The organism is Rhabdaerophilum calidifontis, assembly GCF_008641065.1.
GTDB lineage: Bacteria > Pseudomonadota > Alphaproteobacteria > Rhizobiales > Beijerinckiaceae > Rhabdaerophilum > Rhabdaerophilum calidifontis.
Genome location: NZ_VTRS01000006.1, coordinates 181,658 through 208,244 on the forward strand (window position 1 = coordinate 181,658; position 26,587 = coordinate 208,244).

The following is a 26,587-nucleotide window of genomic DNA, read 5'->3' on the forward strand; positions in this document are numbered from 1 at the left end:
TTCACACGCGGCGGAACACGGCGTCGAGCGTCGCCTCGCCCTCCGCCGCGACCAGGCCGCGGCCGATCAGATCCTCGACATGGGCATAGACCGAAAGCGCTGCCGCGCCGAGCAGCGCCGGCTGGAGCCCCGGATAATGGGTCGCCACGATCTCGCGGATGCGGCCCGGCCCGCGGGCGAGGAAATCCATCACCTGCCCCTCGCGCTGGCGGCGATGCTGGAGCAGCGCCCGCGTGAAGCGGCGCGGCTCTGACACCGGCCCGCCATGGCCGGGCCAATAGGCGGCGTCGTCCTCGCGCGCGAGAAGCCGTTCGAGCGAGGCGAGATAGGCGCTCATGGCGCCATCCGGCGGCGCGACGATCGTCGTCGACCAGGCCATCACATGATCGCCAGAGAACACCATGCCGGTCGGCTTGCCGGCCGCGTCGTCGAGCGCGAAGGCAAGGTGATTCGCGGTATGCCCCGGCGTCGCGATCACCCGGAAGGCGTGGTCGAGGCCTTCCACCCGGTCATTGTCGGCGAGGATGCCGGCGGGGGCATGGTCCGGGTCGGCGCTGGCGTCGAGCATCATCGTCTCGCCCGCCCGCGGGGGACGCGAGGCGCGGTGCGGCCCGCAGCCCAGGATCGGCGCGCCGGTCCGCGCCGCGAGCAGGCGCGCGCCGGGGGAATGGTCGCGATGGGTATGCGTGACGAGGATCCGCGCCACCCGCGCGCCCCCGAGCTGGTCGAGCAGCGCGGCGACATGGCCGGCATCCTCCGGCCCGGGATCGATGACGCTCACCGCCTCCCGGCCGATGACATAGGTGCAGGTTCCGGTGAAGGTGAAGGGGCCGGGATTGTTGGCGATGATGCGCCGGATGCCCGGCGCCACCGCCTGCAGCCGGCCGGGTTCGGCGGGCGGCGCACGGTCGAATTCGAGGTCCATGATCCCCTCCTCTCGCCTGGGCCATCGCGTCGGGCTTATACGACCTCCGGCCGGATTGAAATGCGGCAGGCGGCGCGCTACCACCGCAGGCCGGAATGCCGAAAGAGGAGAGCCCGATGCGCGCCGCCCCGATGATCGATGAAGCCATCCGTGCCGAAGGGCGCGCCCGCCTGATCCGCGATGCCGCGCTCGCGCTCGCCGCGACGCTGCTGCTGACGCTCTCGGCCAAGATCCAGATTCCGTTCTATCCGGTCCCGATGACGATGCAGTCGCTGGTCGTGCTGGTGATCGGCGCGGCCTTCGGCTGGCGGCTCGGCGCGGCGACCGTGCTGCTTTATCTCGCCGAGGGCGCGGCCGGCCTCCCGGTCTTCGCCGGCACGCCGGAGAAGGGAATCGGCCTCCCCTACATGATGGGCCCGACCGGCGGCTACCTCCTCGGCTTCGTGCTCGGCGCCGCGCTCACCGGCTGGCTCGCGGAGCGCGGCTGGACGAAGAGCGCCGGCGGCGCGCTCGCCGCAATCGCGCTCGGCCATGTCGCGCTGTTCGTGCCGGGCTGGGCCTGGCTCGCGACACTGATCGGCGCCGAGAAGGCCTGGCTTGCCGGTGTCGCGCCCTTCTATGCCGCGACCGTGCTCAAGACCGCGCTCGGTGCCGCGCTTCTGCCCGCGGCCTGGTGGCTGCTCGACCGGGTGCGCCGGGACTGAGCCGGCGGCATCCTCCCCGCATCATCATCCCGAGGGCACGCGAAGGCCGGGTTCGCCCGGCCTTTTCGCGTCGCGCGGGCCGCCTTCCGCCTCACGTCTCCGGCGACGGCGGGGCGGATGCCTCGAAATCGGCCATCGGCACGATGCCGGTCCGGTCAAGCGCCGCGAGCCAATCCGAGATGGACCGGTCCCGGATCCGGAGGCCGGGCGCGACATCGAGCAGCGGCACCAGCACGAAAGCGCGTTCCGTCAAGGCCGGATGGGGCAGGGTGAGCTGCGATGTCGCGCGGGTCGCCGTGCCATGGGTCAGCAGGTCGATATCGATGATGCGCGGCCCCCAGCGTTCGCGGCGCTCGCGCCCGAGCCGCGCCTCGATGGCGAGGCAGAGTTCCAGCAACGCCTCCGGGGTGAGGGTTGTTTCGACCGCCAGCACCGCATTGGCGAACCAATCCTGATCGGTCTTGCCCCAGGGCGGCGTGCGGTAGATGCGCGAATGCGCCGCGATCCGGGTTCCGGGCAGCGCCGCGATCGCCGCCGCCGCGCGGCGCAGATGGTCGGCCTTGTCGCCGAGATTGCTGCCGAGCGCGAGATGGGCGCGCGGCAGCGGCTCCCGATGCTCCCTTCCCGTCATCGTGCCCGCGTGCGGGTGATGGTCACGGCGATCGTGTCGAGCAGCGCCGCCACGGCGGCATTGGGCTTTTCCACCGTCACCTCGATCGTGTCGATGCGCGGAAAATCGCGCAACAGCGCCGCCGCGATCGCCTCGGCGAGCCCCTCGATGGTCCGGAAGCGGTTCGCCACCGCGATTTCCTGCACGAGCTGGGCGAGATCGGCATAGGAGACGGAGAGTTCGAGATCATCCGCCTTCCCGGCCGGTGCGAGATCGAGCATCGCCTCAAGGGAGATGTAGAAGCGCTGGCCGAGGCGGCTCTCCTCCTCGTAGACGCCGTGATAGGCGAAGACGCCGATGCGCCGGATGGCGATGCGGTCGCGCGCGGGCGCAGGTTCGGTCATGGCGGGCCTCTCGTTCAGGCGGGGTCGCGCGCGAGCGCGGCGATCAGCAGCGCCGCGTCGCGATGCGGCGCGACGTCATGGACGCGGATCACGTCCGCGCCGGCGAGGAGCCCGAAGCAATCGGCCGCCAGGGTCGCGGCGCCACGCCCCTCGACCGGCCGGCCGGTGATCAGGCCCAGGAAGGATTTCCGCGACAGCCCGAGCAGCACCGCGTGGCCGAGGCGGCGCAGCCGCGGGATCGCGCGGATGGCGGCGAGATTCTGCTCGAAGCTCTTTCCGAAGCCGATGCCGGGATCGAGCGCGATCCGCGCCGGATCGAGCCCCGCGCGCGCGGCAAGCGTCAGGCTCCGTTCGAAGAAGCGCTCCATATCCGCGACGATGTCGCAGCCGGGGTCCTTGTCGGCGCGGTTATGCATGATGACCAGTCCCGCGCCGGTCTCGGCGGCGATCCCGGCCATCGCCGGGTCGCGCTGGAGGCCCCAGACATCGTTGATGATCCGCGCCCCGGCGGCGATGGCGCGCCGCGCGACCTCGGCCTTGGTGGTGTCGATCGAGAGCGCGAGATCCGGCCGGGCGCGGGCGAGCCCCTCGATCACCGGCAGGACGCGGCGGATTTCCTCATCGGCCGGCACCTCGACATGGCCGGGCCGGGTCGATTCCCCGCCGATATCGAGGATGTCGGCGCCTTCCCCGGCAAGGCGGAGCCCTTGCGCGAGCGCGTCCTCCGCCGCGAGGAAGCGGCCGCCATCGGAGAAGGAATCCGGCGTCACATTGACGATGCCCATGATCAGGGCGCGCGCCTCGGTCGGCGTCGGCCAGGGCGGGGCGAGGCGGGCAGGCTCTGCGGGCGGGATGGGCAAAGGCGGGGCCATGGCGGTTTCGGGCAAGCGGCGGCCACATCGGGCCTCGGCGCTCATAGCGGCTCGCCCGGCCCGAGGCAACGCGCGCGAGGGATCGGTTCGGGGCTGGACAGGTTCCGATGCTTCTGCGAGCCTGCCCCGCGAATCGGGGGGCAGCATGGCGCAGCACAGCCAGGATGATCGGAACGCCGCCGCCACGGCGCGAATCGCCACCCGGCGCATCCGCGCCGGCGAGGAGAATGCGCGCCGTTTTGTTTCCTGGCTCCGGAACGAGGCGCTGCCCTTCTGGAGCGACAGGGGCTGGGATGCCCGGCGCGGCGGCTTCCACGAGCGCATGTTCTTCGACGGCAAGGCCGATGATCTCGTCATGCGCCGCACCCGGGTGCAATGGCGGCAGATCTATGTCTATGCGCACGCGCATGAGCTTGGCTGGACGGCGGGGCTCAAGATCGCGCTCAAGGGGCTTGAGCACATGATCGCCCGCGCCTGGGCGCCGGACGGCGCGCCGGGCTTCGTCCATGTCCTCAACCCGGATGGTTCGGTCTCCGCAGGCAAGCGCGACGCCTATGACCACGCCTTCGCGATCCTTGCGCTCTCCTGGCTCTCCCGCGCCAGCGGTGACGCGCAGGTGCGCGCGCTGCTCGACAGGGTGATGGATTTCTGCGAGGAAGCGCTGACCGACGCCAACGGCTTCCTGATCGAGGCGCTTCCGCCCGAACTGCCACGCCGGCAGAACCCGCACATGCACATGCTCGAGGCGATGATGGCCGCGCTCGAAACCGTGAATCATCCCGATGCCGCCGCGCGCGCCACGCGCTACCGGCGCATGCTGGAGCGCAGCTTCCTCGATCGCGAGACCGGGTTGCTCGTCGAATTCTTCGATGATGACTGGAACGTCATCACGGAGGAGGGCGCCGCCGTGGTCGAGCCGGGCCATATGGCGGAATGGGTCTGGCTGATCCGCAAATACGAGAAGCTGCTCGGCCAGAAGGCATCCCCCCTCGGCACGCATCTGCTCGGCGCCGCGCTCCGCGCCGCCGAACCGCAGACCGGCTTCCTGATCGACGAGATCGACACCGCGCAGCAGGTCCGCCGCGCCAGTCGGCGGCTATGGCCGCAGACGGAGCTGATCAAGGCCTGGCTCGCGCAGGCCGAGACCGGCGCCGACCGTGCCGAGGAGGCCGCCGATACGCTGATCGGCACGCTTCTCGCCACCTATCTCTCCGGCCCCTTCGCCGGCGGCTGGTATGATCGCTATGATGCGGCAGGAGCAATCGGCATCGACACCGTGCCGGCGAGCACGCTCTACCATATCTTCGTTGCGGCGGTCGAAGCCGACCGGGTGCTCTGCGCCTGACGGGGGAGCCCTGTCTGACGGGGCTTGCCGGATGCGAGATCTCGCGCCCGGCCCCGAATCGTCAGTTCCGATGTCGCGGGGCCCGGAGGGCGCGACAATTGCATGAGATGAAGGCTGATCAGGAGCAATCTCGGATCGGGAGCAGTCTCACTGGTCGGAGTGGCAGGATTCGAACCTGCGACCCCCTCGTCCCGAACGAGGTGCGCTACCAGACTGCGCTACACTCCGTAAGACCAGCGAAGAGGCGGTTTCTATAGAACCCCGCTTGGCGTGCCGCAAGGGCGGCGGCGGTTTTTTTTCGCGGGTGCGGAAACGCGCTGCGACGATCGATGCGCAAGGACGCCAACCTTCGCGGTTGCCCCGTGGCGTGCGAGCAGCTAAACGGACGGCCGCGCCGGCCATGTCCTGGTCCGGCCGCAAATCCTGTTGGGGCGTAGCCAAGCGGTAAGGCAGCGGATTTTGATTCCGCCATTCCCAGGTTCGAATCCTGGCGCCCCAGCCAGATTGTTCCGGGATGCCGCCATGGCCGGGCGAGGCCGGCATCAGCCTTACGGATGACCGGGGTCAGCGGTCCGAAGGGGCGGCTCCGCGCCCGCCGCGCCGCAGGGTCGGCAGGCCGATTCCCGCCGCGTCAAACCCGCCATCCACGGCCAGGATCTGGCCCGTGATGTAGCTCGCCTCGGGCGAGGCCAGAAAGAAGATCGCCGCCGCCAGTTCTTCCTCGAGCCCGTAGCGGTTCAGCGGGATCGCGTCGTGGTAATCGGCGCGGATAGCCGGGGAATGCACCGCCTTGGCCATCGCGGTATCGACCGGCCCCGGCGCGACGGCGTTGACGCGGATGCCGAGTTCGCCGAGTTCCACGGCCTGCTGCCGCGTGAGATGCGCGAGCGCCGCCTTGCTCGTGCCGTAGGCCACCCGCAAGGTCGAGGCGCGAAGGCCGGAAATCGACGTGACGTTCACCACCGCGCCGCCGGTCTTTCCGAGCATGGGCGCCGCCGCCGCGGTGGCGAGGAACGGTCCGGTGAGATTGACCGCGAGGACACGGTTCCATTCGGCGAGCGTCGTTTCCAGCAGCGGCTTGAACACCGCCGTGCCGGCATTGTTGACGAGCGCGTCGAGCCGCCCGAAACGGGCCTCGACCGCCGCGATCGCCGCCGTGACCGCCGCCGGATCCGCCACGTCCCCCTCGATCGGCAGAACCAAGGCGCCGGGGCCGAGCGCCGCGCAGGTCTCCCGCAGCGCGGCACCGTCGATATCGAGCACGGCGACCCGCCAGCCCGCGGCGAGGAAGCGCGCCGCGCTCGCCCGGCCGATTCCCCGCGCCGCGCCGGTGACGAGCGCGACACGCTCCACCGGTCCGTTCCCGCTCGTCATGGCTTTCCTCCTCTGGTGCGCGCTCTGCGTTCGCGCTTTCCGGATTTGCCTCGCCCGCATGCCCCGCGCGGGTGGCATGGCCGGGCGGCCGCCGCGCGCGATTTCACGAGTCCATAATATGGAGCGGCGATTCCATATTATTTTGTAAGCAGGTTGCGTCGATACGGGAAGTCCGCTTAGGATCAAAACAAATCTTGGACCGTAGATCCACAATACGGACCAAGGCATGCGCCGAACGGCCGGAAAGGCGATAGCAGGATTTCGGGCGCGGCATTCCCTGTTCCGGTCACGGCCGGCGGGGCAAGCCCTTCCCGAGTCGCGGCGGCGCAAGACGGGAGCGAGACGCCGTGACGGGAACGACCATAATCGAATCCTCCGGGGCCGGGCCTTCCGGGGCCGGATCTTCTGGGGCCGGGCCTTCCGCGCCGGCGCCGGGGGTCGATCTCGCGCCGCCGGGCGGATCGGCCCTGATGCGCCCGTTCGAGATCGCCGCCTCGCTCCTCATCCTGGTGATCATCGGCGCGCTGCTGGCCGGCGTGGTTTCGCGCTACGTCTTCTCGCTGCCGGTGATCTGGATCGACGAGGTGACGTCGATCTCCTTCCTCTGGCTCGCGATGCTCGGGGCGGCGATCGCGATCGACCGCAACGAGCACCTGCGGCTGACGCTGTTCGTCGGCATGTTCCCGCCGCGGCTGCGCGCCTTCGTCAACGCCTTCGCGCTGCTGGTCATGGCCGCGTTCCTGCTCGGCATGCTGTATCCCGCGATTGATTACGCGATCGAGGAATCCTTCGTCCGCAGCCCGGCCCTGGACATTCCCAATTCCTGGCGCGTCTCGGCGATCGCGTTCGGCATCGCCGCGATGCTGGCGCTGACGCTGCGCCATGCATTCCGCATCTGCGCGCGCCGTGATCTCATCCTCGCCGCAGCGCTGATCGTCGGCCTCGCGGCGGCGTTCTGGGCGTTGACCCCGGTTTTCAAGGGGCTCGGCTACGGCAATATCTTCATCTTCCTGGTTGTCGTGGTGGCGCTCTGCCTCGTCGCCGGCGTGCCGATTGCCTTCTGCTTCGGCATGGGCACGCTCTGCTTCCTCGCCTTCTCGACCCAGGTGCCGATGCTGGTGATGATCGGGCGGATGGATGAGGGGATGTCGAACATCATCCTGCTTTCCGTGCCAGTTTTCGTGCTGCTCGGCTGCGTGCTCGATGCCACGGGCATGGGCAAGGCCATCGTGGATTTTCTTGCCTCGCTGCTCGGTCATGTCCGGGCCGGCATGTCCTATGTGCTGCTCGGCTCGCTCTTCCTCGTCTCGGGGATCTCGGGTTCCAAGGTGTCCGACATGGCGACGGTGGCACCGGCGCTGTTCCCGGAGATGAAGCGGCGCGGCTACCGCCCGCGCGAGCTGATCGCGCTGCTCGCGACCGGCGCGGCGATGGCCGAGACCGTGCCGCCGAGCATCTTGCTGATCGTGCTCGGCTCGGTGGCGGGGGTGTCGATCGCCGGGCTGTTCACCAGCGGGTTCCTCGTGGCGATGGTGCTGCTCGTCGTCCTGGCGGTGCTCGCGCGCTGGAAGGCGGGGATCGAGAGCCTCGACAATGTCCGCCGCGCGCCGCTGGCGCTGGTGGGCAGGACCGCCCTCGTGGCGGCACCCGCGCTCGTGTTGCCCTTCATCATCCGCAGTGCGGTGGGCGGCGGCGTGGCGACCGCCACCGAGGTTTCGACCATCGCGGTGCTCTATGCGATCGTGGTCGGCATTCTGCTCTATGGCGGCATCGGCTGGCGCCGGTTCGCCGCCATGCTGGTGGAGACGGCGGCGCTTTCAGGCGCGATCCTGCTGATCCTCGGCACGGCGCTGGCGATGGCCTGGGCGCTGACGCAGACCGGCTTCGCGAACGAACTCGCGCGCTGGATGGCCAACCTGCCGGGCGGCTGGATCAGCTTCATGGCGATCACGATCGTGGTCTTCATGGTGCTCGGCTGCTTCCTGGAGGGGCTGCCGGCCATCGTGCTGATGGCGCCGCTGATGTTCCCCATCGCGCGCAAGCTCGGCATCCACGACGTTCATTACGCGATGGTGGTGGTGACCGCGATGAATATCGGCCTGATGACGCCGCCGATCGGCATCGGCTTCTACATCGCCTGCAAGATCGGCGATGTGCCGCCCGACGAGGCGATGGCCGCGATCTGGCCCTATCTCGTCGCGCTGGTCGCCGGGCTCGTGATCATCGCCGCCGTGCCCGCCATCTCGACCGTCCTGCTGTGAGCCGGGAAAGAGCCCGGACACGCGAACGCATATCGGAAGACCCTGTCGGGATAGCCGACCAACATAGGAGGAAACCATGAAACTCTCCCGTCGCGCGCTTCTTCAGGCCAGCGCCGCCACCGCCACGCTCGGTGGCTTCCATCTCGGGCGTGGCGAGGCCCAGAACGCCGAATTCACCTACAAATACGCGCACAACCTCCAGGTGACGCACCCCGTTCATATCCGCGCCTCGGAGGCGGCCGAGAAGATCAGGCAGGAGACGAACGGCCGGCTCGTCATCCAGATCTTCCCGTCGAGCCAGCTCGGCTCGGATACCGATATGCTGAGTCAGGTGCGCTCGGGCGGCATCGACTTCTTCACGCTCTCGCCGCTCATTCTCTCGACGCTCGTGCCCAACGCCTCGCTCAACGGCATCGGCTTCGCCTTCGCCAATTACGATGCGGTGTGGAAGGCGATGGACGGCGAGCTCGGCGCCTATGTCCGCGGCCAGATCGGCAAGGCCAATCTGGTGGTGATGGACCGGATCTGGGACAACGGCTTCCGGCAGATGACGAGTTCCAAGGGGCCGATCAACACCCCGGACGATCTCAAGGGCTTCAAGATCCGCGTGCCTGTCAGCCCGCTCTGGACCTCGATGTTCACGGCCTTCCAATCCGCTCCCGCGAGCATCAATTTCGCGGATGTCTACACCTCGCTCCAGACCAAGATCGTCGACGGGCAGGAGAACCCGCTCGCGATCATCTCGACGGCCAAGCTCTACGAGGTGCAAAAATACTGCTCCGTCACCAACCATATGTGGGACGGGTTCTGGTTCCTCGCCAATCGCCGTGCCTGGGAGCGGCTGCCGGCGGATCTGCGCGAGATCGTGGCGAAGAATCTCAACGCGGCCGCGATCCTCCAGCGCGCGGACGTGGCGCAGCTCAATGCCGGGCTCCGCGCGGACCTCACCGCCAAGGGCATGATCTTCAACGACACCAAGGCCGACCCGTTCCGGGATGCCCTGCGCAAGGCCGGGTTTTACGCCGAATGGAAGAAGAAATACGGCGACGAGGCCTGGAGCATCCTCGAAAAGGCCTCCGGCGGCACGCTGGGCTGAGTCGGGCTTGCGAAGGGCGCGCCGCGGATGCGCGCCCTTCGGAGCGGGCCGGACGCGCGGAACCGATCCCGATCATGAACCTTGAGATCAACTCCCTCGACACGGCGCCCGGCGCGCAGAGCATCGGGCGCGCGCTCGCGGTGTTGCGGCTGCTCGGCGCCAGCCCGAAGCATGGCGCAAGCCTCTCCGAACTCGTGGCGGAAAGCGGGCTGATGAAGCCGACCTGCCGGCGTATTCTGCTGGCGCTGATGGAGGCTGGCCTTGTCGAGCAGGATTCCGGCTCGCGCCGCTATTATCTCGGGCCGGAACTCTATGTGCTCGGCATGATCGCGGCGGAACGCTTCGGGATCGACCGCCTCGCGCTCGATTGCGTCGGCCGCCTCGCGCAGAAAACCGGCGACGCGGCCTTTCTCCAGGTCCGGCGCGGCAGTGTCGTCGTCTGTCTCGCGCGCGAGGACGGCACCTATCCGATCCGCTCGCATGTTCTGGCGGCGGGTGACCGCCATCCGCTCGGCGTCGGGGCCGGGCCGCTCGCGATCCTCGCCGCGCTCGAGGATCCCGAGGTCGCGGCGATGATGGCCGCCAATGCCCGGCTGCTCGAAACCAAATACCCGATGCTGAGCCGGCCGCAGATCCTCGATCTGGTCGCCGAGACGCGCGCCAGGGGCTACAGCCTCAATCGCGGCCTGCTCTTTCCGGGCTCGTGGGGCATGGGCATGGCGATCCGGACGCCGTCGGGCCGGATCGAGGCCTGCCTGTCGCTGGCCGCGGTTGAAAACCGGATGCAGCCGGATCGCGAGCCCCAGCTCGCCGCCTGGCTTGCGGAGGAGGTGCGGCTCGTGGAACAGCGCCTGCGCGCAAGCCATCAATCGGAGACCCGTATCCCACCCGGTGCGGTCCGGCGCCGGAAGCCTGAAGGGGAGGAACCATGACGCAACGCAGGAGCCGCGCCGCCGGCGCCGGAGGCATCGCGCATCGGAGGACGGCGGCATGACCCCGCTGGATCCCGTCGGCGGGGTGGCGCCGCGCTCGGCGCGGGTGATGAATCTCGCGCATCTCATCCGCCAGAACGCCCGCCGCTTTCCGGATCTGCCGGGGCTGATCTGGGGCGAGAGGCGCTGGACCTGGGCCGAGATCGACGCGGAGGTGAATGCCTTCGCCGCCGCGCTTGCCGCGCGCGGGATCGCGAAGGGGGATAGGCTGCTCGTGCATTCGAAGAACACGGCGCAGATGTTCTTCTCGATGTTTGCCTGCTTCAAACTCGGCGCGGTGTGGGTGCCGACCAATTTCCGCCTGATGCCCGAGGAGATCATCTATCTCGCCGAGTTCTCCGGCGCGAAGAGCTTCCTCTGCCATGGCGATTTCCCGGACCACGCTGCTGCGATCGCCGGCCGGGTCGCCAATGTCGAATTCATCTGGCGCCTCGACGAACAGGCGCGCGACGGCGATTTCGGCGAGGCCGGGATGGGGGCGCTGCTCGCGGCGCATCGCGGCGCCCGCGTGCCGGACGCGGCCGTGGAGCATTATGATCCGTGCTGGTTCTTCTTCACATCCGGGACCACCGGCCGCTCCAAGGCGGCGGTCCTCTGCCACGGGCAGATGGCCTTCGTGCTGACCAACCATCTTTGCGATCTCCTGCCGGGCACCACCGAGCGCGATGCGAGCCTTGTCGTCGCGCCGCTGAGCCACGGCGCCGGCGTCCACCAGCTCAACATCGTCGCGCGCGGCGCTCCGACGATCCTGATGCCAAGCGAGAAATTCGACATTGCCGAGGCGTTCCGGCTCATCGAGACGCATCGCGTCACCAACATGTTCACGGTGCCGACCATCCTGAAAATGCTGGCCGAGCATCCGGCTGCGGATGCCTTCGACCATTCCTCGCTGCGCCATGTGATTTATGCCGGCGCGCCGATGTATCGCGAGGATCAGAAATTCGCGCTGAAGAAGTTCGGCAAGGTGATCGTGCAGTATTTCGGGCTTGGTGAGGTGACGGGAAACATCACGGTGCTGCCACCGGCACTGCATGAGCCGGAGGACCACGCCAACAGCCGGGTCGGCACCTGCGGCTTCGAGCGCACGGGCATGCAGGTCTCGATCCAGGACGAGGCGGGGCGCGAACTTGCGCCGTTCGAGACCGGAGAGATCTGCGTCATCGGCCCGGCGGTCTTCGCCGGTTATTACCGGAACCCGGAGGCGAACGAGAAAGCCTTCCGCGACGGCTGGTTCCGCACCGGCGATCTCGGCCACATGGACGCGCAGGGCTTCGTCTACATCACCGGCCGCGCCTCCGACATGTATATCTCCGGCGGCTCCAACATCTATCCGCGCGAGATCGAGGAGAAGATCCTCACCCATCCCGACATCGCCGAGGTGGCGGTGCTCGGCGTGCCGGACAAGCTCTGGGGCGAGGTGGGGGTGGCAATCTGCGTGCCGCGCCCCGGCGCGCAGCCGGACGAGGCGGCGCTCGCGGATTTCCTCGGCGCGAAGATCCCGCGCTACAAGATGCCGAAGCGCTTCTTCTTCTGGGAGGCGCTACCGAAATCCGGTTATGGCAAGGTTCCGAAGCGCATGGTGCGCGATGAGCTGGAGCGGCGCGGGCTGATCGGGCCGGACGGGCTCGCCGGATGACGCAAACCCGCTTCATCCGGCAGCCGGGGCCGGCGCTGTTGCCGCGCATCGTCGCCGAGCCGGCGCGCGGGCGGGCGCTGGATCTCGACCTCGCCGCCGGGTTGCCGCTGCTGGAGGCGGTGCGGCGCGGGTTTGCGGCTTCAGGCTTCGCGAGCGGGGTCGTGGAACTCGGCGCGCTGGCGCTCGGCCCCTTCGCCTATGTGATGCCGGCCCTATCGCCGGATGGGCGCCATGCCGCCTTCTATTCCGCGATCTTTCGCCCGGCCGGGATCACCCGGCTTGAAGGCGGCGCCATGACCTTCGGCCGGCGGGAGGGCGCGCCCTTCTTCCATTGCCACGCGCTGTGGCGCGAGGCGGACGGCCGTCGGGGGGGCGGCCACATCCTGCCCGAGGAAACCACCCTCGCCGAGCCTGCGCGGGTGCGGGCCTTCGGGCTCGACGGCGCGATCTTCGAATCCCGGCCTGACCCCGAAACCAATTTCACGATCTTCGGCCCGGTTGCCGCCGATGCAGGCGGGGCGGGGGATCGCGCGGCGCTCGCAATCCGGCTGCGGCCAAACCAGGACCTGCACGCCGCGATCGAGGCCGCCTGCGCGGCGGCGGGCTTCGGCGCGGCGCTGATCCGCGGCGGGGTCGGCTCGATTATCGGCGCCCGGTTCGAGGACGGCGCCTGCTTCCCGGAATTCGCGACCGAGGTGTTCATCGCCGCCGGCACCGTGGCGCGCCAGCCGGGCGGCGACCATCGCGCCGCGATCGAGGCCGGCTTCGTCAACCATGTCGGCGCGCTGCATCGCGGCCGGCTCGCGCGCGGCGAGAACCCGGTTCTGATGACCTTCGAACTCGTAATCGAGGCCGTGGACGGCGCGTGAGGCCCCGCGCGCCGGAGCGCCGGGCCTGATATCCGCCTGTCATCGGATGTTGCGATATGTGCGCCGCGCGGCTGGAGCACAGGCGGCAGATCATCCTGGCATGACGATGCGTCACGATCACGGAACGGAGTGCCGCATGTTCCGGCCGCACCGAAATCCGGTGACGCCAACCCACACAACGCTTGACGAAAAGATAGATTTAATATATTCTTTTTTTGAACCGGTGGAGCGCGATGAGCAGGCAGGGCGTGACGATCGCAGGCGGGGAGGCGGGCGCGGCCGAGATCACGGTCGATGCCGGGCTTCTCGCGCCGCTCTTCGATCTCGAGCCGCAGGCGATCATTGCACGGATCCGCGAGGGCAGTCTCATCTCGATCTGCGAGCGCGGGATCGGGGCGGATGAGGGGCTGATGCGGCTCACCTTCCGCCACGGCACGCGGCGCGTCCGCCTGATCGTGGACCGGGAGGGCCGGCTGCGCTGGCGCTCCTCCGTCGAGACCCGCGCGCCCGCGCCGGCCCCGGCTTCCCCTCGGAAAGAAGGAACCCCGCGATGATCGCGGAACTGACACGCGGCGAGCGGCAGGCCGCCCTGATCATTCTCTGCGTCCTGGCGTTCACCGGGCTTCTCATGGCCGGTTTCGGCCGGGAGAGCGCGCTTGATTTCCACGGCGCCCTCGTGCTGGCGCTCTCGGTCGCGGGGCTCTTCGCGGTGATCCGCGGCTATTACGCGCCGCCGCCCGATCCGGCGCGGCTGCGGGAATATTTCGATGCGCCAGGCCGGGCCGGCATCCTGCTCGCCATGGGCTGGGCGGTCATCGGCATGTTCTTCGGGGTCTGGGTCGCGGCGCTGCTCGCTTGGCCCGATCTCAATTTCGATTCCGAGTTCACGAGCTTCGGCCGCATCCGCCCCATCCACACCACCGGCGTCATCTTCGGCTTCGGCGGCAACGCGCTGATCGCGACGTCGTTCTATGTCATGCAGCGCACGAGCCGCGCGCGGATCCGCGATCAGCTCGGCGCGTGGTTCGTGCTGTTGGGCTACAACCTGTTCTGCCTGCTTGCCGTGACCGGCTACGCGCTGGGGGTGACGCAATCGAAGGAATATGCCGAGCCGGAATGGTATGCCGATCTCTGGCTGGTCGTGGTCTGGGTGGTCTATTTCGCCATCTACCTGCGGACCCTCGCGCATCGCAAGGAACCGCACATCTACGTCGCCAACTGGTATTATCTGGCCTTCATCCTGGTCGTGGCGATGCTGCACATCGTCAACAACCTGGCGTTTCCGATCTCGCTCGGCAGCGACAAGAGCTATTCCCTCTTCGCCGGGGTGCAGGACGCGCTCACCGAATGGTGGTACGGGCACAACGCGGTCGCCTTCTTCCTCACCTCCGGCTTCCTGGGGATGATGTATTATTTCCTGCCGGTCCGGGCGGGGCGGCCGATCTATTCCTACCGGATGTCGATCATCAGCTTCTGGGGCATCACCTTCATGTATATGTGGGTGGGCTCCCATCACCTGCATTACACGGCGCTGCCGCAATGGGTGCAGACGCTGGGGATGACGTTCTCGATCGTCCTGCTCGTGCCGTCCTGGGGTTCGGCCGCCAATGCCCTGCTGACGCTGAACGGCGCCTGGCACAAGGTGCGTGACGACGCGACGCTGCGCTTCATGATGGTCTCGGCGGTGTTCTACGGCCTGACCACGTTCGAGGGTTCGTTCCTCGCGATCCGCTCGGTGAATTCGCTGTCGCATTACACGGATTGGACGGTGGGCCATGTCCATGCCGGGGCGCTCGGCTGGGTGGCGATGATCAGCTTCGGCGCGATCTATGCCTCGGTGCCCTGGCTCTGGAAGCGCGAGCGCATGTATTCGACCCGGCTGGTCGAGGCGCATTTCTGGCTCGCGCTCGGCGGCACCGTCGTCTACGTCGTCGCGATGTGGAATTCCGGCATCATCCAGGGGCTGATGTGGCGGACCTACACGGAGAGCGGCACGCTCGCCTACAGCTTTGTCGATTCCGTCGCGGCGATGCATCCCTATTACATCGCCCGCGCCTTCGGCGGGCTGCTGTTCCTGACCGGCGCCGTGATCGGCTGCGTCAATATCGCGCTGACGATCCGGCACGCGCCGGCGCCTGCGGCGGCCGCCGATGCGGAGCCGCCGGCCGCCGGCCAGCTCCAGCCCGCGGAGTGACCCCATGTTCGGATTGCACCAGCGCCTCGAGCGCCGGACCCTCGCGCTCTCGCTCGCCATCATCGTCGCGGCGAGCATCGGCGGGCTGGTCGAAATTGCCCCGCTATTCACGATCCATCAGACGGTGGAGGATGCGCCGGACATGCGCGTCTACACCCCGCTCGAGCTCGCGGGACGCAACATCTATATCCGCGAGGGCTGCTATGCCTGCCACTCGCAGATGATCCGCACCTTGCGCGACGAGGTCGAGCGTTACGGGCCCTATTCGCTGGCGGTGGAGTCGAAATACGATCACCCGATGCTCTGGGGCTCGAAGCGCACCGGGCCGGATCTCGCGCGGCTCGGGGGGAAATATTCCGATGCCTGGCACGTGGCGCATCTCGAAAGCCCGCGTGCGGTGGTGCCGGAATCGGTGATGCCCGCCTATCGCTGGCTCTCGCGCAACCCCTTGCGCGTTTCCGATCTGCCGGCCCATCTGCGCGCGCAGAAGGCGGTGGGGGTGCCCTATAGCGACGCGATGATCGCCCATGCCGAGCAGGATGCCTTCGGGCAATCGGCGCCGGATTCCCCGCAGGCTGCCGGCGTGACGGCGCGCTATGGCGAGGCGACCAATCTCAGGGCCTTCGACGGCCGGCCGGACCGGCTGACCGAGATGGACGCGCTCGTCGCCTATCTCCAGATCCTGGGACGCCTGACCGATGCCGCGCATCGGCCGGTCGCCGCGGTGGCGCGATGACGGATCTCGTGGCGCATGACACGGTCGTCTGGTTCGCCAAGACGATCGGCCTGTTCTACCTGCTGGCGATGGCCGGGCTCGCGCTGACCTATGCCTGCTGGCCCTCGAAGCAGCGTGAATTCGATCAGGCGGCGTCGGACATTCTCTCGCAGGAGGATCGGCCATGGCGATAGAGCGCGATCCGGTCACCGGCCGGCTGACGACCGGCCATGAATGGAACGGCATCAAGGAACTCGACACCCCGGTGCCGCGCCCGGTCTATTTCTTCCTGGTTGTCACGACCTTGTTCTGCATCGGCTATTGGCTGCTGATGCCGGCCTGGCCGCTCGGCACCACCTTCACGCGCGGGCTGCTCGGCGCCGACGAGCGGGCGCATGTCACCGCCGCCGTGGCGGAAGCCGCGCGCGACCGCGCGGGCTGGACGGCGCGGTTCGAGCGCGCGGATTTCGCGGCCATTCAGGCCGATCCGCGCCTGATGGCGATCATGCGCGAGACGGGGCGGACGCTGTTCGGCGACAATTGCGCGATGTGCCACGGCCGCGATGGCGCCGGCGGTCCCGGCTTCCCGAGCCTCAGGCGGGGCACACCGCTCTGGGGCGCCGCGCCGGAGGAAATCGCCGAGACGCTCAGGGTCGGCATCAATTCCACCCATCCCGAGAGCCGGGTTGCGCAGATGCCGGCCTTCGGCCGCGACGGGATACTGAAGCGCGCCGAGATCGAGGCGGTGGCGGCCTATCTGCGCGGGCTCGCGGACCCGCGGCTCGCGGCCGCGCCGGATGCGGTCGCCGGCGCCGAGCTCTTCGCCGGCAATTGCGCCGCCTGCCACGGCGCCGATGGCCGGGGCAGCCGCGAGACCGGCGCGCCGGATCTCGCCGACGAGACCTGGATCTATGGCGACGGGGCGCAGGCGGTGTTCAACACCATCTGGAACGGCCGGCAGGGCCAGATGCCGAGCTGGGAGGCGCGGCTTGCGCTGTGGGAGCGCCGGCTGCTGGCGCTCTATGTCGCCGATCTGCGGGCGCAGGAGCCGGGAAGCGCGCAAGGAAGCGCACAAGGAAGCACCCGATGAGCCGCTCCATGGATCGCGCCCGCGTCCCCCGGCGGCTTGTGCTCTGGCTCGGCATTGCCGCCGGGCTTGCGCTTTTCATCGCCGCGAATGCGCATCTCTACATTGTCTCGCAGCGCTCTCAGCCGGATTGCGTCGCGCATGCGCGGCTCGGCGAGCGGGACGGCCGCCCCGCCGCGGCGCGCTCCGCCTGTGCGCCGCGATGAGCTGGCATCCCGTTCCCGCGAGGAGGTTCCGCCGATGAATCCCGGATCCGAGATCGACCTGCCGCTGCCCCGCGCGGAGCCCGTGCCATCGGCCTATGCCCGCCCCTGGGTGACGCGTGCCGCGCCGCGCGCCTGGCTTGCCGCCGGCTGGCGGGACCTGCGCCATGACCCGGCCTCCAGCCTTGCCTATGGCGTCCTCGTCTGGCTGGCCTCGCTGGGGCTCATCCTTTTCGTGGTCCGGCATGGGCGGGATTATATCCTGTTTCCGCTGCTGGCGGGGTTCCTGGTCGTCGGCCCGCTGGTGGCGCTCGGGCTCTACGAGAAGAGCCGCCGGCTTGCGGCGGGCGAGACGGCCGGGCTGTGGCGGATGGTGTTCCTGCATCCGGCCTCGGGCGCGCAGATCCTGTTCACCGGCGCGCTGCTCTGCCTGCTGATGCTCGCCTGGATGCGGGCGGCGGTGCTGATCTACGCGCTGTTCTTCGGCCTGCGGCCGTTTCCCGGCCTCGACCAGATCGCGCCGATGCTGTTCACCACGCCCACCGGCTGGGCGATGCTCTTCGTCGGCAGCGCGATCGGCGCGCTCTTCGCGGCCTTCTCCTTCGCGATCAGCGTGTTCGCGCTGCCGATGCAGCTCACCGAGCGTGTCGATGCGCTGACCGCGATGGGCAGTTCCATGTCCTTGGTCTGGCGCAACCTGCCGGTCATGCTGCTCTGGGGTGGAATCGTGCTCGCGCTGTTCCTGGCTGCGGTGGCGACCGCGCTGCTCGGGCTGATCGTGGTCTTTCCCCTGCTCGGCCACGCGACCTGGCATGCCTATGAGACGATGCGCGCGCCCGCGCCGGACGGGCGGGAGACGGTGGCGCCATGACGTTGCTGCACCTGATCCCCACCGCGCTGGTGATCGGCGCCGCGGCGCTCGCGGCGCTGCTCTGGTCGCTCGGCAACGGGCAATACGAGGATCTCGAAGGCGCTGCCGAGCGGGTGCTGATCGAGGAGGAGCGGCCGGAATGAGACGGGCCGGCCCCTGGGGGACCGGCTCCGGATTGGGGAGAGGGCAGGTTACCGCCGCCCGCCGGATCAGCCATAGGGCTTCACGGCTTCCAGCGCCGTCATCACCCCCCGCAGTTCCGCGAGCCCGCGCAAACGTCCGATCGCCGGGTAGCCGGGATGGCTGCCGCGGCCGATATCGTAGAGGATCTCGTGGCCATGGTCCGGCCGCATGGGGATCTGCCAATGCGTCCAGCCGGCCTTGCGCCGCCGCGCCTCTTCGCCGAGCAGCGCATCGACCAGCGCCACCATGTCGGTATCGCCGCCGAGATGTTCGGCCTCCATGAAGGAGCCGTCGGGATCCTTGCGGACATTGCGCAGATGCGCGAACCAGATCCGGTCCGCGAAGCGCCGCGCCAGCGCCGGCACGTCGTTGTCGGGATGCGCGCCGAGCGAGCCGGAGCAGAGCGTGACGCCGTTGGCCGGGTTGTCGACCATGGCCAGGATCGCCGCGAGATCCTCGCCGGTCGAGACGATGCGCGGCAGGCCGAAGAGCGGCCGGGGCGGATCGTCGGGATGGATGCAGAGATTGATGCCGACCTCCGCCGCGGTCGGGATCACCGCCTCCAGGAACCGCTTGAGATTGGCGCGCAGGGTGTCCGGCGCCATGCCGCGATAGCGCGCGAGCATAGTGCGCAGGCCGGGCACGTCGTAACGGTCATAGGCGCCGGGCAGGCCCGCCATGATATTGGCGAGAAGCCGTTTCTTGTCGTCCTCGCTCGCGGCGTCATGCCAGGCGCGGGCCCGGGCGAGCACCGCGTCGGAATGGCCCTCCTCGGCGCCGGGACGCTCGAGGATCAGCCAGTCGAAGGCGACGTATTCATGCAGGTTGAAGCGCAGTGCCGTCGCGCCGCCGGGCACGGGAGCATCGAGCTGCGTGCGCGTCCAGTCGAGCACCGGCATGAAATTGTAGCACACCGTCCTGAGCCCGGCCGCCGCGAGGTTGCGCAGCGATTGCCGGTAATTGGCGAAGATCGGTTCGAGATCACCCTCGCCGATCTTGACCTGTTCGTGCACCGGCAGACTTTCCACGACCGACCAGGTGAGCCCGAAGCCGGGTGACGCGATCTCGGCCTTGCGCGTCTCGATCTCCTCGGGCGACCAGACGGTACCATAGGGAATATGGTGCAATGCGGTGACAATGCCGGTCGCGCCCGCCTGCCGCGCAGCGGCAAGGGTGACCCTGTCCTCCGGACCGAACCAGCGCCAAGTCTGTTCCATCGTCGATTCTCTCTCTTACATGAGCATGTTCGGCAGCCAGAGCACCAGCCCCGGCATCAGCGCGAGGAAGGCGATCACCGCCACGATCATGAGGACGAAGGGGATCGCCTCGACCGTGTATTCCTCGACGCTCGTGTCCAGGATCGAGCAGACCGTATACATCGCCACCCCGACCGGCGGCGTCATCGAGCCGAGCGTGACGATCGACATCATCAGGATGCCGAAATGCACCGGATCGACGCCAAGCTCCTTGATGATCGGCACGAAGATCGGGGTCAGCAGCAGCACCAGGACGGTGCTTTCCACGAAGCAGCCGGCGATCAGCAGAAAGAGCAGGATCAGCAGGATGATGACGATCGGCTCGCGCGAGAGGCCCAGCATCCATTCCGCCACTTCCTGCGGCGCCTGCTCGAAGATCAGCGCGTAGCCGACCATGCCCGAGAGCAGGATGATCAGCATGATCACGCCCACGTCGAGCACGCCTTCGCCGAGCGCCTCCAGCGCCTTGCCCCAGGTCAGCTCCCTGTGGAACACCACGCCGATCACCATGGCATAGACCACCGCGAAGGCGCCGATCTCGGACGGCGTGAATACGCCGCCGCGAATGCCGACGAGCAACGCGACGGGGAAGAGCAGCGCCCATTTCGCGTCGATCACGGCCCGCAGCACGGTCCGGGAATCCGGCAATTCCTTGGCGGCGGCCTGGTAGCCGCGCTTGCGTGCGATGACGAACACCACGCCCATCAGCGCAATCATCATCAGCAGCCCGGGGATCACCCCGGCGAGGAAGAGCCGGCCGATCGAGACATTGCCGACGAAACCGTAGAGGATCAGCCCGAGGCTCGGCGGAATCGTCGCGGTGATCAGCGAGCCGACGGCGATCGTGGCGCAGGTGAAGCCCTTGGAATAGCCGCGCCGGATCATGTCCGGCCCGAGGATGCGCGCCTCCATGGCGGCATCGGCGACCGCCGAGCCGGAGACGCCGCCCATCAGCGTTGAGAGCAGGATGCAGACCTGCGCGAGGCCGCCCGCCATCCAGGAGACGAGGACGTTCGAGACGGTGATGAGCCGGTGGGTGATGCCGGTCTTGTTCATCATATGCCCGGCGAGCACGAAGAACGGCACCGCGAGCAGCGGGAAGCTCTGCGAGGCGGTCGCGATCTGCTGCACGCCGATGCCGAGCGGAACCGAGCCCGAGAACACGAAGAAGCTGAAGCCCGAAATGCCGATCGCCAGCGAAACGGGCAGGCCGAGAAACATCAGCAGGAAGAAGAGACCCCAGAGCAGAAGCATCGCGCGTTACCCCAGCTGGCTTTCCGAGCGGTCGAGGCTCTTGTCGGCATAGAAGACGAGCCCGCGCGTGCGGAGTGCGCCGATGAGGTTCCCGGCGAGCGTGATCGCGAGCAGCCCGGCGCCGAACGGCACCGCCGAGGTCACCCAGGCGTAGGAGATGCCGCTATCGCCGTAGATCCGCTGCCAGTTGAGCACGGTCAGCCGGTATCCGGCGACGACCAGCGCGATGAGAAAGGCCAGCGCGACGATCCCCAGCCCGACCTCGATGATGTGGCGCGGCGTGTGGGGCAGCTTCCGGACGAAAAGATCGACCCCGATATGCGCCTTGATCCGCATCGCGCGGTTGGCGCCGAGAAAGCACAGCCAGATGAACAGGAGCTGCGCCAGATCGACCGACCAGATCAGCGGATGGCCGATGGTCCGGGCAATCGCTGCGGCGAAGACCAGCAGCACGATGGCGGCGAGCAGGGCCTTCGAGACAAGATCCTCAAGGCGCGCCAGAAGGGCGGACATGGAAGCCTCCGCGATCGAGGGGGCGGCATGGACGGGGAAAATTGCCGCCGGCGTGTTGGCGACGCCGGCGGCAGTCCGCGGCCGGCGGCTGGCGCCGGTCGCTGGGGACCCCGGGGTTATTTCAGGATCGCATCGACCTTGGTCTTGAGATCGGCATAGCCGAGCTTCTCGTAGACGCCCTTGGTCGCCTCGACGAACGGGGCCTTGTCGATCTCGGCGATCGCCATGCCCTTGGCCTTCATCTGCTCCTCGAGCCCGGCCAGCGATTCCTGCGTCAGTCTGGAAGCGAAATCACCGGCGGCGAGCGATTCCTCGCGCAGGATCTTCTGGAGATCCGGCGGCAGCTTGTCGAACCATTGCGCGGAGGTGACGATGCCGGTGATGAGGTTGAAATGCCCGGTCTTGGTGAGGTTCTTGGTCACCTCGTAGAGGCGGGCGCCGAAGGTCGCGGGGTGCTGGGCCTCGGCGGCGTCGATCACCTTCTGCTGGAGCGCGGGATAGACCTCGCCCCAGGCCAAGGGCGTCGGGGTGGCGCCCATGGCGCGGATCGTCTCCATCCAGACCGGCGCGCCCGGCGTGCGCAGCCGGACGCCCGCGAGATCGGCCGGCAGCTTGATCGGCTTGTTGGTGAGCAGATGCCGCTCGCCCTGCCACCAGTTGAACGACAGCACCTGGTGCCCGGAGGCCTTCCTGAGCTGGCCGGCCCATTCCTCGAACATCGGCGAGGTCACGACCTTGCGGATGCCGTCGAAGCCGCTCGCGACATAGGGCGCCGAGAGGATGCCGAATTCCTTGACGAAGACCGCGAGCCGGCCGCCATCGACCACCACCGCGACATTCGCGCCGGCGCGCGCCTGTTCGAGCACGTCCTCGTCCTTGCCGAGCTGCGAGCCGGGGAAGATGCGGATCGTGAGCTGGTTGTTGGAGCGTTTGGCGACCTCGTCGCGCATGCGCTCAAGCCCCTTGTAGATCGGGTCATCGCGGGTGAGCGCGGTGTTGATGTTGAGCTGGTGCTGCGCCTGCGCCGCGGCGCCGAGGCCGAGCAGGGCCGCGCCGGCGACGAGCGCCCCGAACATGCGCTTTGACAGATGATGTCGCATTATTGTCTCCTCCCTGTTTGGGGCCTTTCCAATTTCATGGAGTATGGCACCATACAGGAATGATAGCCGCTTTGGCGGCGCACGCAAGGAGTCTCGCATGGAGCAGAGCCTACGACTTTCGGAGCCGATCGTTCCGCAGGTCATCCAGTTGCTCCGGCAGGCGATCATCGAGATGCGACTCCAGCCTGGCCAGGCGCTGTCGGAGAACGACATCGCCCAGCGCTACGGCGTGAGCCGGCAGCCGGTTCGCGAGGCCTTCATCAAGCTGCGCGAGATCGGGCTGGTGCAGATCCTGCCGAGCCGCGGCACCTATGTCGTCAAGATTTCGGTGCGGGAGGTGCTCAATGCCCGCTTCGTGCGCGAGGCGGTGGAGGGGGCGATCGTGCGCAGCGCCGCGGAACTGATCGACGCCTCCGGCATCGCCCGGCTCACAGCGCTGATCGGCGAGCAGAAGCGCGTGGCGGAGGCGGGGGACAGCCGCGCCTTCTACCATCTCGACGAGGCCTTCCACCGCGAGATCGCCACCATCATCGAATGCGACTACGCCGCCCGCGTCGTCGAGAGCGCCCGCGCCCAGACCGATCGCGTGCGCTATCTCAGCCTGCCGGGCGCGACGCGGCTCGATGTCCTCATCGCCCAGCACCAGGCGATCGTTGCCGCGCTCGCCGCCCGCGATCCCGATGCGGCGGAGGCGGCGATGCGCCGGCATCTGCGCGAGATCTTCGCCGCCCTGCCAAGCCTCGAGGCGCAATATCCCGAGATCTTCGACCTGACGGCGATCCCCGCGCATGCGCGGGCGATGCTGCCGGGAGGCTAGGCCGAGGCGGTCTTGAGCCCGATTGGGCAGGCGATTCCCGTGCCGCCGAGGCCGCAATAGCCGCCCGGATTCTTGGCAAGATATTGCTGGTGATATTCCTCCGCGAAATAGAACGGCCCGGCCTCGACGATCTCGGTCGTGATCGTGCCATGTCCGGCTGCGGCGAGGCGCGCCTGATAGAGCGCCCGCGAGGCTTCCGCGGCCGCGCGCTGCGCTTCCCCCGCGACATAGATGCCGGACCGGTATTGCGTGCCGATATCGTTGCCCTGGCGCATGCCCTGGGTCGGGTCGTGGTTTTCCCAGAAGGTCTTGAGCAGGGTCTCGTAGGGGAGGATCTTGGGGTCGAACACCACGCGGACGACTTCGTTATGCCCGGTCTGGCCGGTGCAGGTCTCCTCATAGGTCGGGTTCGGCGTGAATCCGCCGGAATAGCCCACGGCCGTGATCCAGATTCCGTCTCCGAGCTGCCAGAACTTCCGCTCCGCGCCCCAGAAGCAACCAAGACCGAACATGGCGGTTTCATATCCTTCCGGATAGGGATCCCTGAGCGGTCGGCCGAATACGAAATGCGTCTCGGCGGTGGGGATCGGCGTTGTCCGGCCGGGCAGCGCCTCGGCCGGTTTCGGCATGGTCGCGGATTTGCGGAAGAGCATGGGAACCTCGCTTTCAGGTTGCCTCAAGGTGGCGCCGCGCAGGCCGCGCCGCAAGCCCGCTCACCGGCTCGTGACCCCGCAGGCGGGAAATGCGGCGCCGGGCGGGAGGAGGGGGGCGGCCGCGGGAGCCCTGCCGCGTTCCCGGCGGTCCCGCACCCGCATCCTGTGCCATCCGCTCTGATCCATGCTTTTGCGCCTTGCGTTTTGTCCTGCCCGCCGCCATAACGCGCAACTCGCGTGCGCCTTCGGGCGTGTGCGGGGCAGGTGGCCGAGTGGTTGAAGGCGCACGCCTGGAACGCGTGTATACGTGCAAGCGTATCGAGGGTTCGAATCCCTCCCTGTCCGCCATTGCCTTCAAATGAAGCGTCTCCCAGCGCGCGGCACGGCAGAAGAAAGCGCAACGTTTCAAAGGCTTTGCAGGGTCGACCTCTGCACTGCGATGCCCGCGAAATCCGGGCCGCATTCTCCGAATGGCCCGTTTTTCTCCCGACCTGTGGACTGAAGCCACCACCATACGGACAGAAACCCTCGGTTCTTCATACGGTTGGACGATCAGGCCGGGGCGGGAGTTCGAGTTTTCTTTGGTTAACGAAACCTCAATCGCTCCCAAATAGGCTGTTGATTCGAAACAGCAAATTCTTATTCGAAGGCCGCAGGTTCGCTCTTTGTTCTGATGCGAACCTCGGATAGGATGAGGTCCAATTACGAGGCAGCCCCGTGGCGCAAACGTCGGAAATCGAATGGACTGACGCAACTTGGAACCCGGTGACGGGCTGCACCAAGATTGGTCCGGGCTGCGACAACTGCTACGCTGAACGCTTTGCGGAACGTTGGCGTGGGGTTGCTGGGCACCCCTACGAACAAGGCTTCGACCTGACGCTCTGGCCATCAAGGCTGATGCAACCCGCGCAGTGGAAAAAGCCGCGGATGATCTTCGTGAACTCGATGAGCGACCTGTTCCACAAGGACATCGACCGCGCGTTTATCGACAAGGTGTTCGATGCCATGGAGCAGGCGCACTGGCATGTCTATCAGGTGCTGACCAAGCGCAGCTCGCTCATGCGCAACTATGTCCGGAAGCGGTATGATGGCAGGGCGGTTCCGCGCCATATCTGGCTTGGCGTATCGGTTGAGGACGCCGCTCACACGAGCCGGATCGACCATCTGAAGCAGATCAACTCGGATGCCCGCTTCATATCGTTCGAGCCACTGCTCAGCCCTATCGGCGACGTCGACCTACGCGGCATCGCATGGGCCATCGTCGGCGGCGAGAGCGGGCCGCGGGCTCGCCCCATGGACGAAAGCTGGGCCAGACAGATCCGGGACATCTGCGATCGTGACGACGTTGCGTTCTTCTTCAAGCAATGGGGTGGCGCCCGTCCGAAGTCCGGTGGGCGTTTGCTCGATGGCGAGGAATGGAACGGCTTTCCGTGGCAAATCGTGCCTGAGCCAATCATGCGCGCTTTGCAACCCGAGGATGCTTAATGCCGCCACGGATCGAAGACTACCAGGGACGCGAGCAGTCTTTCATCAAGCATCTGTTTCTCAACAATTATCTTGAGGCCGCAGCCTACAAGCTTTTCCAAGGTAGATCGCCGGTTTTCAAATTCGTCGACGCATTTGCAGGCCCCTGGCGGGTATCGGACACCAACATGTACTCCGATGCCTCCTTCTCACAGGCGATCGAAACACTCGAAACCGTACGCAGCTCGCTCATCGGCATGGGTCGCACCGGTCTCAAGGTGCGGTTCCGCTTCTGTGAGAGGAACCCGGCTTCGGTCGCCAAGCTAAAGGAGTTCGCGGCCCAGAAGCCAGAATTCGACATCCAGGTCTTTTCGGGCGCCTTCGAGGACAACCTTGATGCCATCCGCTCAGCCTGTCGCGATGGCTTCACGTTCACGTTCATCGATCCGACCGGATGGAATGTTGAGTCCAGCAAGGTTTTCGATTTTCTCAGAGCCTTGAATGGCGAGTTTCTGTTCAACTTCATGGCCGAGGAAGTGAACCGCCATGCCGGCTGGGACGGCGTTGCTGAGTCTGTCGGCCGATTCTTGGCGGACCCAGCCTGGAAGACGTCATTCGAGGCGATGACCGAAGGCTCAAATGAGACGAAGATTCTGCAGCTTCTGAAAGCAAAGATGAAGGAAGCAAGGGTCGCGACATATCTCACGGATATGGCCATCCGGAAGCCTCGCGAAGAACGGATCAAAATGCGTCTGATCCTCGGCACCCACAGCGGTTTCGGTGTTGAGGTGTTCCGGACCGTTCAAGAGAAGGTGGAAAAGGAGGCGGTTCGTACCCGCCACAACATCCGGACCGAGGAAAGCGGGCAGCCCCAGCTCTTCCCCGAGGATCAGATTATTGCTTTCGAGACTGATTGCGACGGGGTGGGCTGTTCGGCCCATTTGGGCTGGGCCACCGAACTGTTGCTGCGAGCGGTGTCACTGAGGCCAGGGATCGCGTTCGGAGCAGTCGCCAGTCAGGTCATGGAGCAGGTTCCGGTGCGCACGACCAATCTGAACAAGATGTTGTAGCCCCCAAAAGCCCGGACATTTCTCACGGTGCTGCTTGGGCCGCGATGAACTCGCGGGGTGAACGATATCCGAGCGCCCGATGCGGGTGAAGCTCGTTGTAGTGGTCGAACCATTCCGGC

The 26,587-nt window shown here is 67.4% G+C and carries 29 protein-coding genes and 3 tRNA genes; 20 read left to right on the forward strand and 12 right to left on the reverse strand.

The window, feature by feature from the left end:
• Position 1: 1 nt before the first annotated feature.
• Positions 2-925: an MBL fold metallo-hydrolase gene (locus FWJ24_RS11370; protein WP_150287946.1), complete on the reverse strand. Its 924-nt coding sequence runs from the start codon at positions 923-925 to the stop codon at positions 2-4.
• A gap of 116 nt (positions 926-1,041) precedes the next feature.
• Here FWJ24_RS11370 and FWJ24_RS11375 point away from each other — a divergent pair, with 116 nt between their 5' ends.
• A complete protein-coding gene (locus FWJ24_RS11375; protein WP_150287947.1) occupies positions 1,042-1,629 on the forward strand; it encodes a biotin transporter BioY in 588 nt (195 codons plus the stop codon).
• A 91-nt stretch (positions 1,630-1,720) separates the two neighbouring features.
• Here the strand turns inward: FWJ24_RS11375 and folK are convergent, their stop codons facing one another.
• From folK to folP, 3 genes are read right to left on the reverse strand one after another with little or no spacing between them, the layout of a single operon-like run.
• A complete protein-coding gene (folK, locus tag FWJ24_RS11380) occupies positions 1,721-2,260 on the reverse strand; it encodes a 2-amino-4-hydroxy-6-hydroxymethyldihydropteridine diphosphokinase (RefSeq protein WP_206110830.1) in 540 nt (179 codons plus the stop codon).
• Positions 2,257-2,643 (reverse strand): dihydroneopterin aldolase, encoded by a 387-nt coding sequence (gene folB / locus FWJ24_RS11385; RefSeq protein WP_150287948.1) that lies wholly within the window; start codon positions 2,641-2,643, stop codon positions 2,257-2,259. Before folB ends, folK begins: the two co-directional genes overlap by 4 nt.
• Positions 2,644-2,657: 14 nt before the next feature.
• Positions 2,658-3,515 (reverse strand): dihydropteroate synthase, encoded by an 858-nt coding sequence (gene folP, locus FWJ24_RS11390; RefSeq protein ID WP_206110831.1) that lies wholly within the window; start codon positions 3,513-3,515, stop codon positions 2,658-2,660.
• 145 nt (positions 3,516-3,660) lie between these two features.
• Here folP and FWJ24_RS11395 point away from each other — a divergent pair, with 145 nt between their 5' ends.
• Complete coding sequence (locus tag FWJ24_RS11395; RefSeq protein WP_166443672.1) at positions 3,661-4,860, forward strand: AGE family epimerase/isomerase; 1,200 nt, start codon at positions 3,661-3,663, stop codon at positions 4,858-4,860.
• A gap of 151 nt (positions 4,861-5,011) precedes the next feature.
• Here FWJ24_RS11395 and FWJ24_RS11400 read toward each other — a convergent pair.
• Positions 5,012-5,088 (reverse strand) — tRNA-Pro (locus FWJ24_RS11400).
• Positions 5,089-5,287: 199 nt separating this feature from the next.
• On the opposite strand from FWJ24_RS11400, the gene FWJ24_RS11405 reads away from it, so the two are divergent.
• Positions 5,288-5,362: transfer RNA gene (locus FWJ24_RS11405), tRNA-Gln, on the forward strand.
• A 62-nt stretch (positions 5,363-5,424) separates the two neighbouring features.
• On the opposite strand, the gene FWJ24_RS11410 is transcribed toward FWJ24_RS11405, so the two are convergent.
• Positions 5,425-6,234 carry an SDR family NAD(P)-dependent oxidoreductase gene (locus tag FWJ24_RS11410; protein WP_150287951.1) on the reverse strand — a complete coding sequence of 270 codons (810 nt, stop codon included), beginning with the start codon at positions 6,232-6,234 and terminating at the stop codon, positions 5,425-5,427.
• 365 nt (positions 6,235-6,599) lie between these two features.
• Between FWJ24_RS11410 and FWJ24_RS11415 the strand changes: the two genes are divergently transcribed.
• From FWJ24_RS11415 to ccoS, 13 genes are all read left to right on the forward strand, one after another.
• Positions 6,600-8,495: a TRAP transporter large permease gene (locus FWJ24_RS11415; protein ID WP_425468933.1), complete on the forward strand. Its 1,896-nt coding sequence runs from the start codon at positions 6,600-6,602 to the stop codon at positions 8,493-8,495.
• A 76-nt stretch (positions 8,496-8,571) separates the two neighbouring features.
• Entirely contained in the window at positions 8,572-9,591 is a 1,020-nt protein-coding gene (locus FWJ24_RS11420) for a TRAP transporter substrate-binding protein (RefSeq protein ID WP_150287953.1), read from the forward strand.
• Between the two features lie 74 nt (positions 9,592-9,665).
• Positions 9,666-10,523 (forward strand): IclR family transcriptional regulator, encoded by an 858-nt coding sequence (locus tag FWJ24_RS11425; RefSeq protein ID WP_150287954.1) that lies wholly within the window; start codon positions 9,666-9,668, stop codon positions 10,521-10,523.
• 58 nt (positions 10,524-10,581) lie between these two features.
• The gene (locus tag FWJ24_RS11430) at positions 10,582-12,219 is read left to right on the forward strand and encodes an acyl-CoA synthetase (RefSeq protein ID WP_150287955.1); all 1,638 of its coding nucleotides are present in this window, start codon (positions 10,582-10,584) and stop codon (positions 12,217-12,219) included.
• A complete protein-coding gene (locus FWJ24_RS11435) occupies positions 12,216-13,088 on the forward strand; it encodes a PPC domain-containing DNA-binding protein (RefSeq protein ID WP_150287956.1) in 873 nt (290 codons plus the stop codon). Before FWJ24_RS11430 ends, FWJ24_RS11435 begins: the two co-directional genes overlap by 4 nt.
• 233 nt (positions 13,089-13,321) lie before the next feature.
• Entirely contained in the window at positions 13,322-13,642 is a 321-nt protein-coding gene (locus tag FWJ24_RS11440) for a DUF6522 family protein (protein ID WP_150287957.1), read from the forward strand.
• Positions 13,639-15,282, forward strand: a complete 1,644-nt coding sequence (gene ccoN / locus FWJ24_RS11445; protein ID WP_150287958.1) for a cytochrome-c oxidase, cbb3-type subunit I — start codon at positions 13,639-13,641, stop codon at positions 15,280-15,282. The genes FWJ24_RS11440 and ccoN overlap by 4 nt, the downstream gene beginning before the upstream one ends.
• Positions 15,283-15,286: 4 nt before the next feature.
• Positions 15,287-16,018: a cytochrome-c oxidase, cbb3-type subunit II gene (gene ccoO / locus FWJ24_RS11450; protein ID WP_150287959.1), complete on the forward strand. Its 732-nt coding sequence runs from the start codon at positions 15,287-15,289 to the stop codon at positions 16,016-16,018.
• Positions 16,015-16,191 carry a cbb3-type cytochrome c oxidase subunit 3 gene (locus FWJ24_RS11455; protein ID WP_150287960.1) on the forward strand — a complete coding sequence of 59 codons (177 nt, stop codon included), beginning with the start codon at positions 16,015-16,017 and terminating at the stop codon, positions 16,189-16,191. Before ccoO ends, FWJ24_RS11455 begins: the two co-directional genes overlap by 4 nt.
• A complete protein-coding gene (gene ccoP / locus FWJ24_RS11460; protein WP_150287961.1) occupies positions 16,182-17,087 on the forward strand; it encodes a cytochrome-c oxidase, cbb3-type subunit III in 906 nt (301 codons plus the stop codon). Before FWJ24_RS11455 ends, ccoP begins: the two co-directional genes overlap by 10 nt.
• Entirely contained in the window at positions 17,084-17,290 is a 207-nt protein-coding gene (locus tag FWJ24_RS11465; protein ID WP_246155661.1) for a hypothetical protein, read from the forward strand. Before ccoP ends, FWJ24_RS11465 begins: the two co-directional genes overlap by 4 nt.
• Positions 17,291-17,324: 34 nt before the next feature.
• Positions 17,325-18,158, forward strand: a complete 834-nt coding sequence (locus tag FWJ24_RS11470) for a DUF2189 domain-containing protein (RefSeq protein WP_150287962.1) — start codon at positions 17,325-17,327, stop codon at positions 18,156-18,158.
• Entirely contained in the window at positions 18,155-18,301 is a 147-nt protein-coding gene (ccoS, locus tag FWJ24_RS11475) for a cbb3-type cytochrome oxidase assembly protein CcoS (protein WP_150287963.1), read from the forward strand. Before FWJ24_RS11470 ends, ccoS begins: the two co-directional genes overlap by 4 nt.
• A gap of 66 nt (positions 18,302-18,367) precedes the next feature.
• Here the strand turns inward: ccoS and uxuA are convergent, their stop codons facing one another.
• The 4 genes from uxuA to FWJ24_RS11495 all read right to left on the reverse strand — a co-directional run bounded on the left by uxuA (position 18,368) and on the right by FWJ24_RS11495 (position 22,464).
• A complete protein-coding gene (gene uxuA, locus FWJ24_RS11480; RefSeq protein ID WP_150287964.1) occupies positions 18,368-19,558 on the reverse strand; it encodes a mannonate dehydratase in 1,191 nt (396 codons plus the stop codon).
• Positions 19,559-19,573: 15 nt separating this feature from the next.
• Positions 19,574-20,851, reverse strand: a complete 1,278-nt coding sequence (locus tag FWJ24_RS11485) for a TRAP transporter large permease (RefSeq protein WP_150287965.1) — start codon at positions 20,849-20,851, stop codon at positions 19,574-19,576.
• Positions 20,852-20,857: 6 nt separating this feature from the next.
• Positions 20,858-21,364, reverse strand: a complete 507-nt coding sequence (locus FWJ24_RS11490) for a TRAP transporter small permease (RefSeq protein WP_150287966.1) — start codon at positions 21,362-21,364, stop codon at positions 20,858-20,860.
• A 116-nt stretch (positions 21,365-21,480) separates the two neighbouring features.
• Positions 21,481-22,464, reverse strand: a complete 984-nt coding sequence (locus FWJ24_RS11495) for a C4-dicarboxylate TRAP transporter substrate-binding protein (protein ID WP_246155662.1) — start codon at positions 22,462-22,464, stop codon at positions 21,481-21,483.
• Positions 22,465-22,561: 97 nt separating this feature from the next.
• Here FWJ24_RS11495 and FWJ24_RS11500 point away from each other — a divergent pair, with 97 nt between their 5' ends.
• Positions 22,562-23,281 carry a GntR family transcriptional regulator gene (locus FWJ24_RS11500; protein ID WP_150287967.1) on the forward strand — a complete coding sequence of 240 codons (720 nt, stop codon included), beginning with the start codon at positions 22,562-22,564 and terminating at the stop codon, positions 23,279-23,281.
• Here the strand turns inward: FWJ24_RS11500 and msrA are convergent.
• On the reverse strand, positions 23,278-23,934 hold the full coding sequence (msrA, locus tag FWJ24_RS11505) for a peptide-methionine (S)-S-oxide reductase MsrA (protein WP_150287968.1): 657 nt from the start codon (positions 23,932-23,934) through the stop codon (positions 23,278-23,280). The two genes, FWJ24_RS11500 and msrA, sit on opposite strands and share 4 nt — an antisense overlap.
• Positions 23,935-24,192: 258 nt before the next feature.
• On the opposite strand from msrA, the gene FWJ24_RS11510 reads away from it, so the two are divergent.
• The 3 genes from FWJ24_RS11510 to tcmP all read left to right on the forward strand — a co-directional run bounded on the left by FWJ24_RS11510 (position 24,193) and on the right by tcmP (position 26,468).
• Positions 24,193-24,282 (forward strand) — tRNA-Ser (locus FWJ24_RS11510).
• A gap of 369 nt (positions 24,283-24,651) precedes the next feature.
• Positions 24,652-25,419 (forward strand): DUF5131 family protein, encoded by a 768-nt coding sequence (locus FWJ24_RS11515; RefSeq protein WP_150287969.1) that lies wholly within the window; start codon positions 24,652-24,654, stop codon positions 25,417-25,419.
• Entirely contained in the window at positions 25,419-26,468 is a 1,050-nt protein-coding gene (gene tcmP / locus FWJ24_RS11520) for a three-Cys-motif partner protein TcmP (RefSeq protein ID WP_150287970.1), read from the forward strand. The genes FWJ24_RS11515 and tcmP overlap by 1 nt, the downstream gene beginning before the upstream one ends.
• 22 nt (positions 26,469-26,490) lie before the next feature.
• Here tcmP and FWJ24_RS11525 read toward each other — a convergent pair.
• Positions 26,491-26,587, reverse strand: a 97-nt coding sequence (locus FWJ24_RS11525) for an integrase core domain-containing protein (protein WP_150287971.1), incomplete at its 5' end; no start/stop codon positions are given.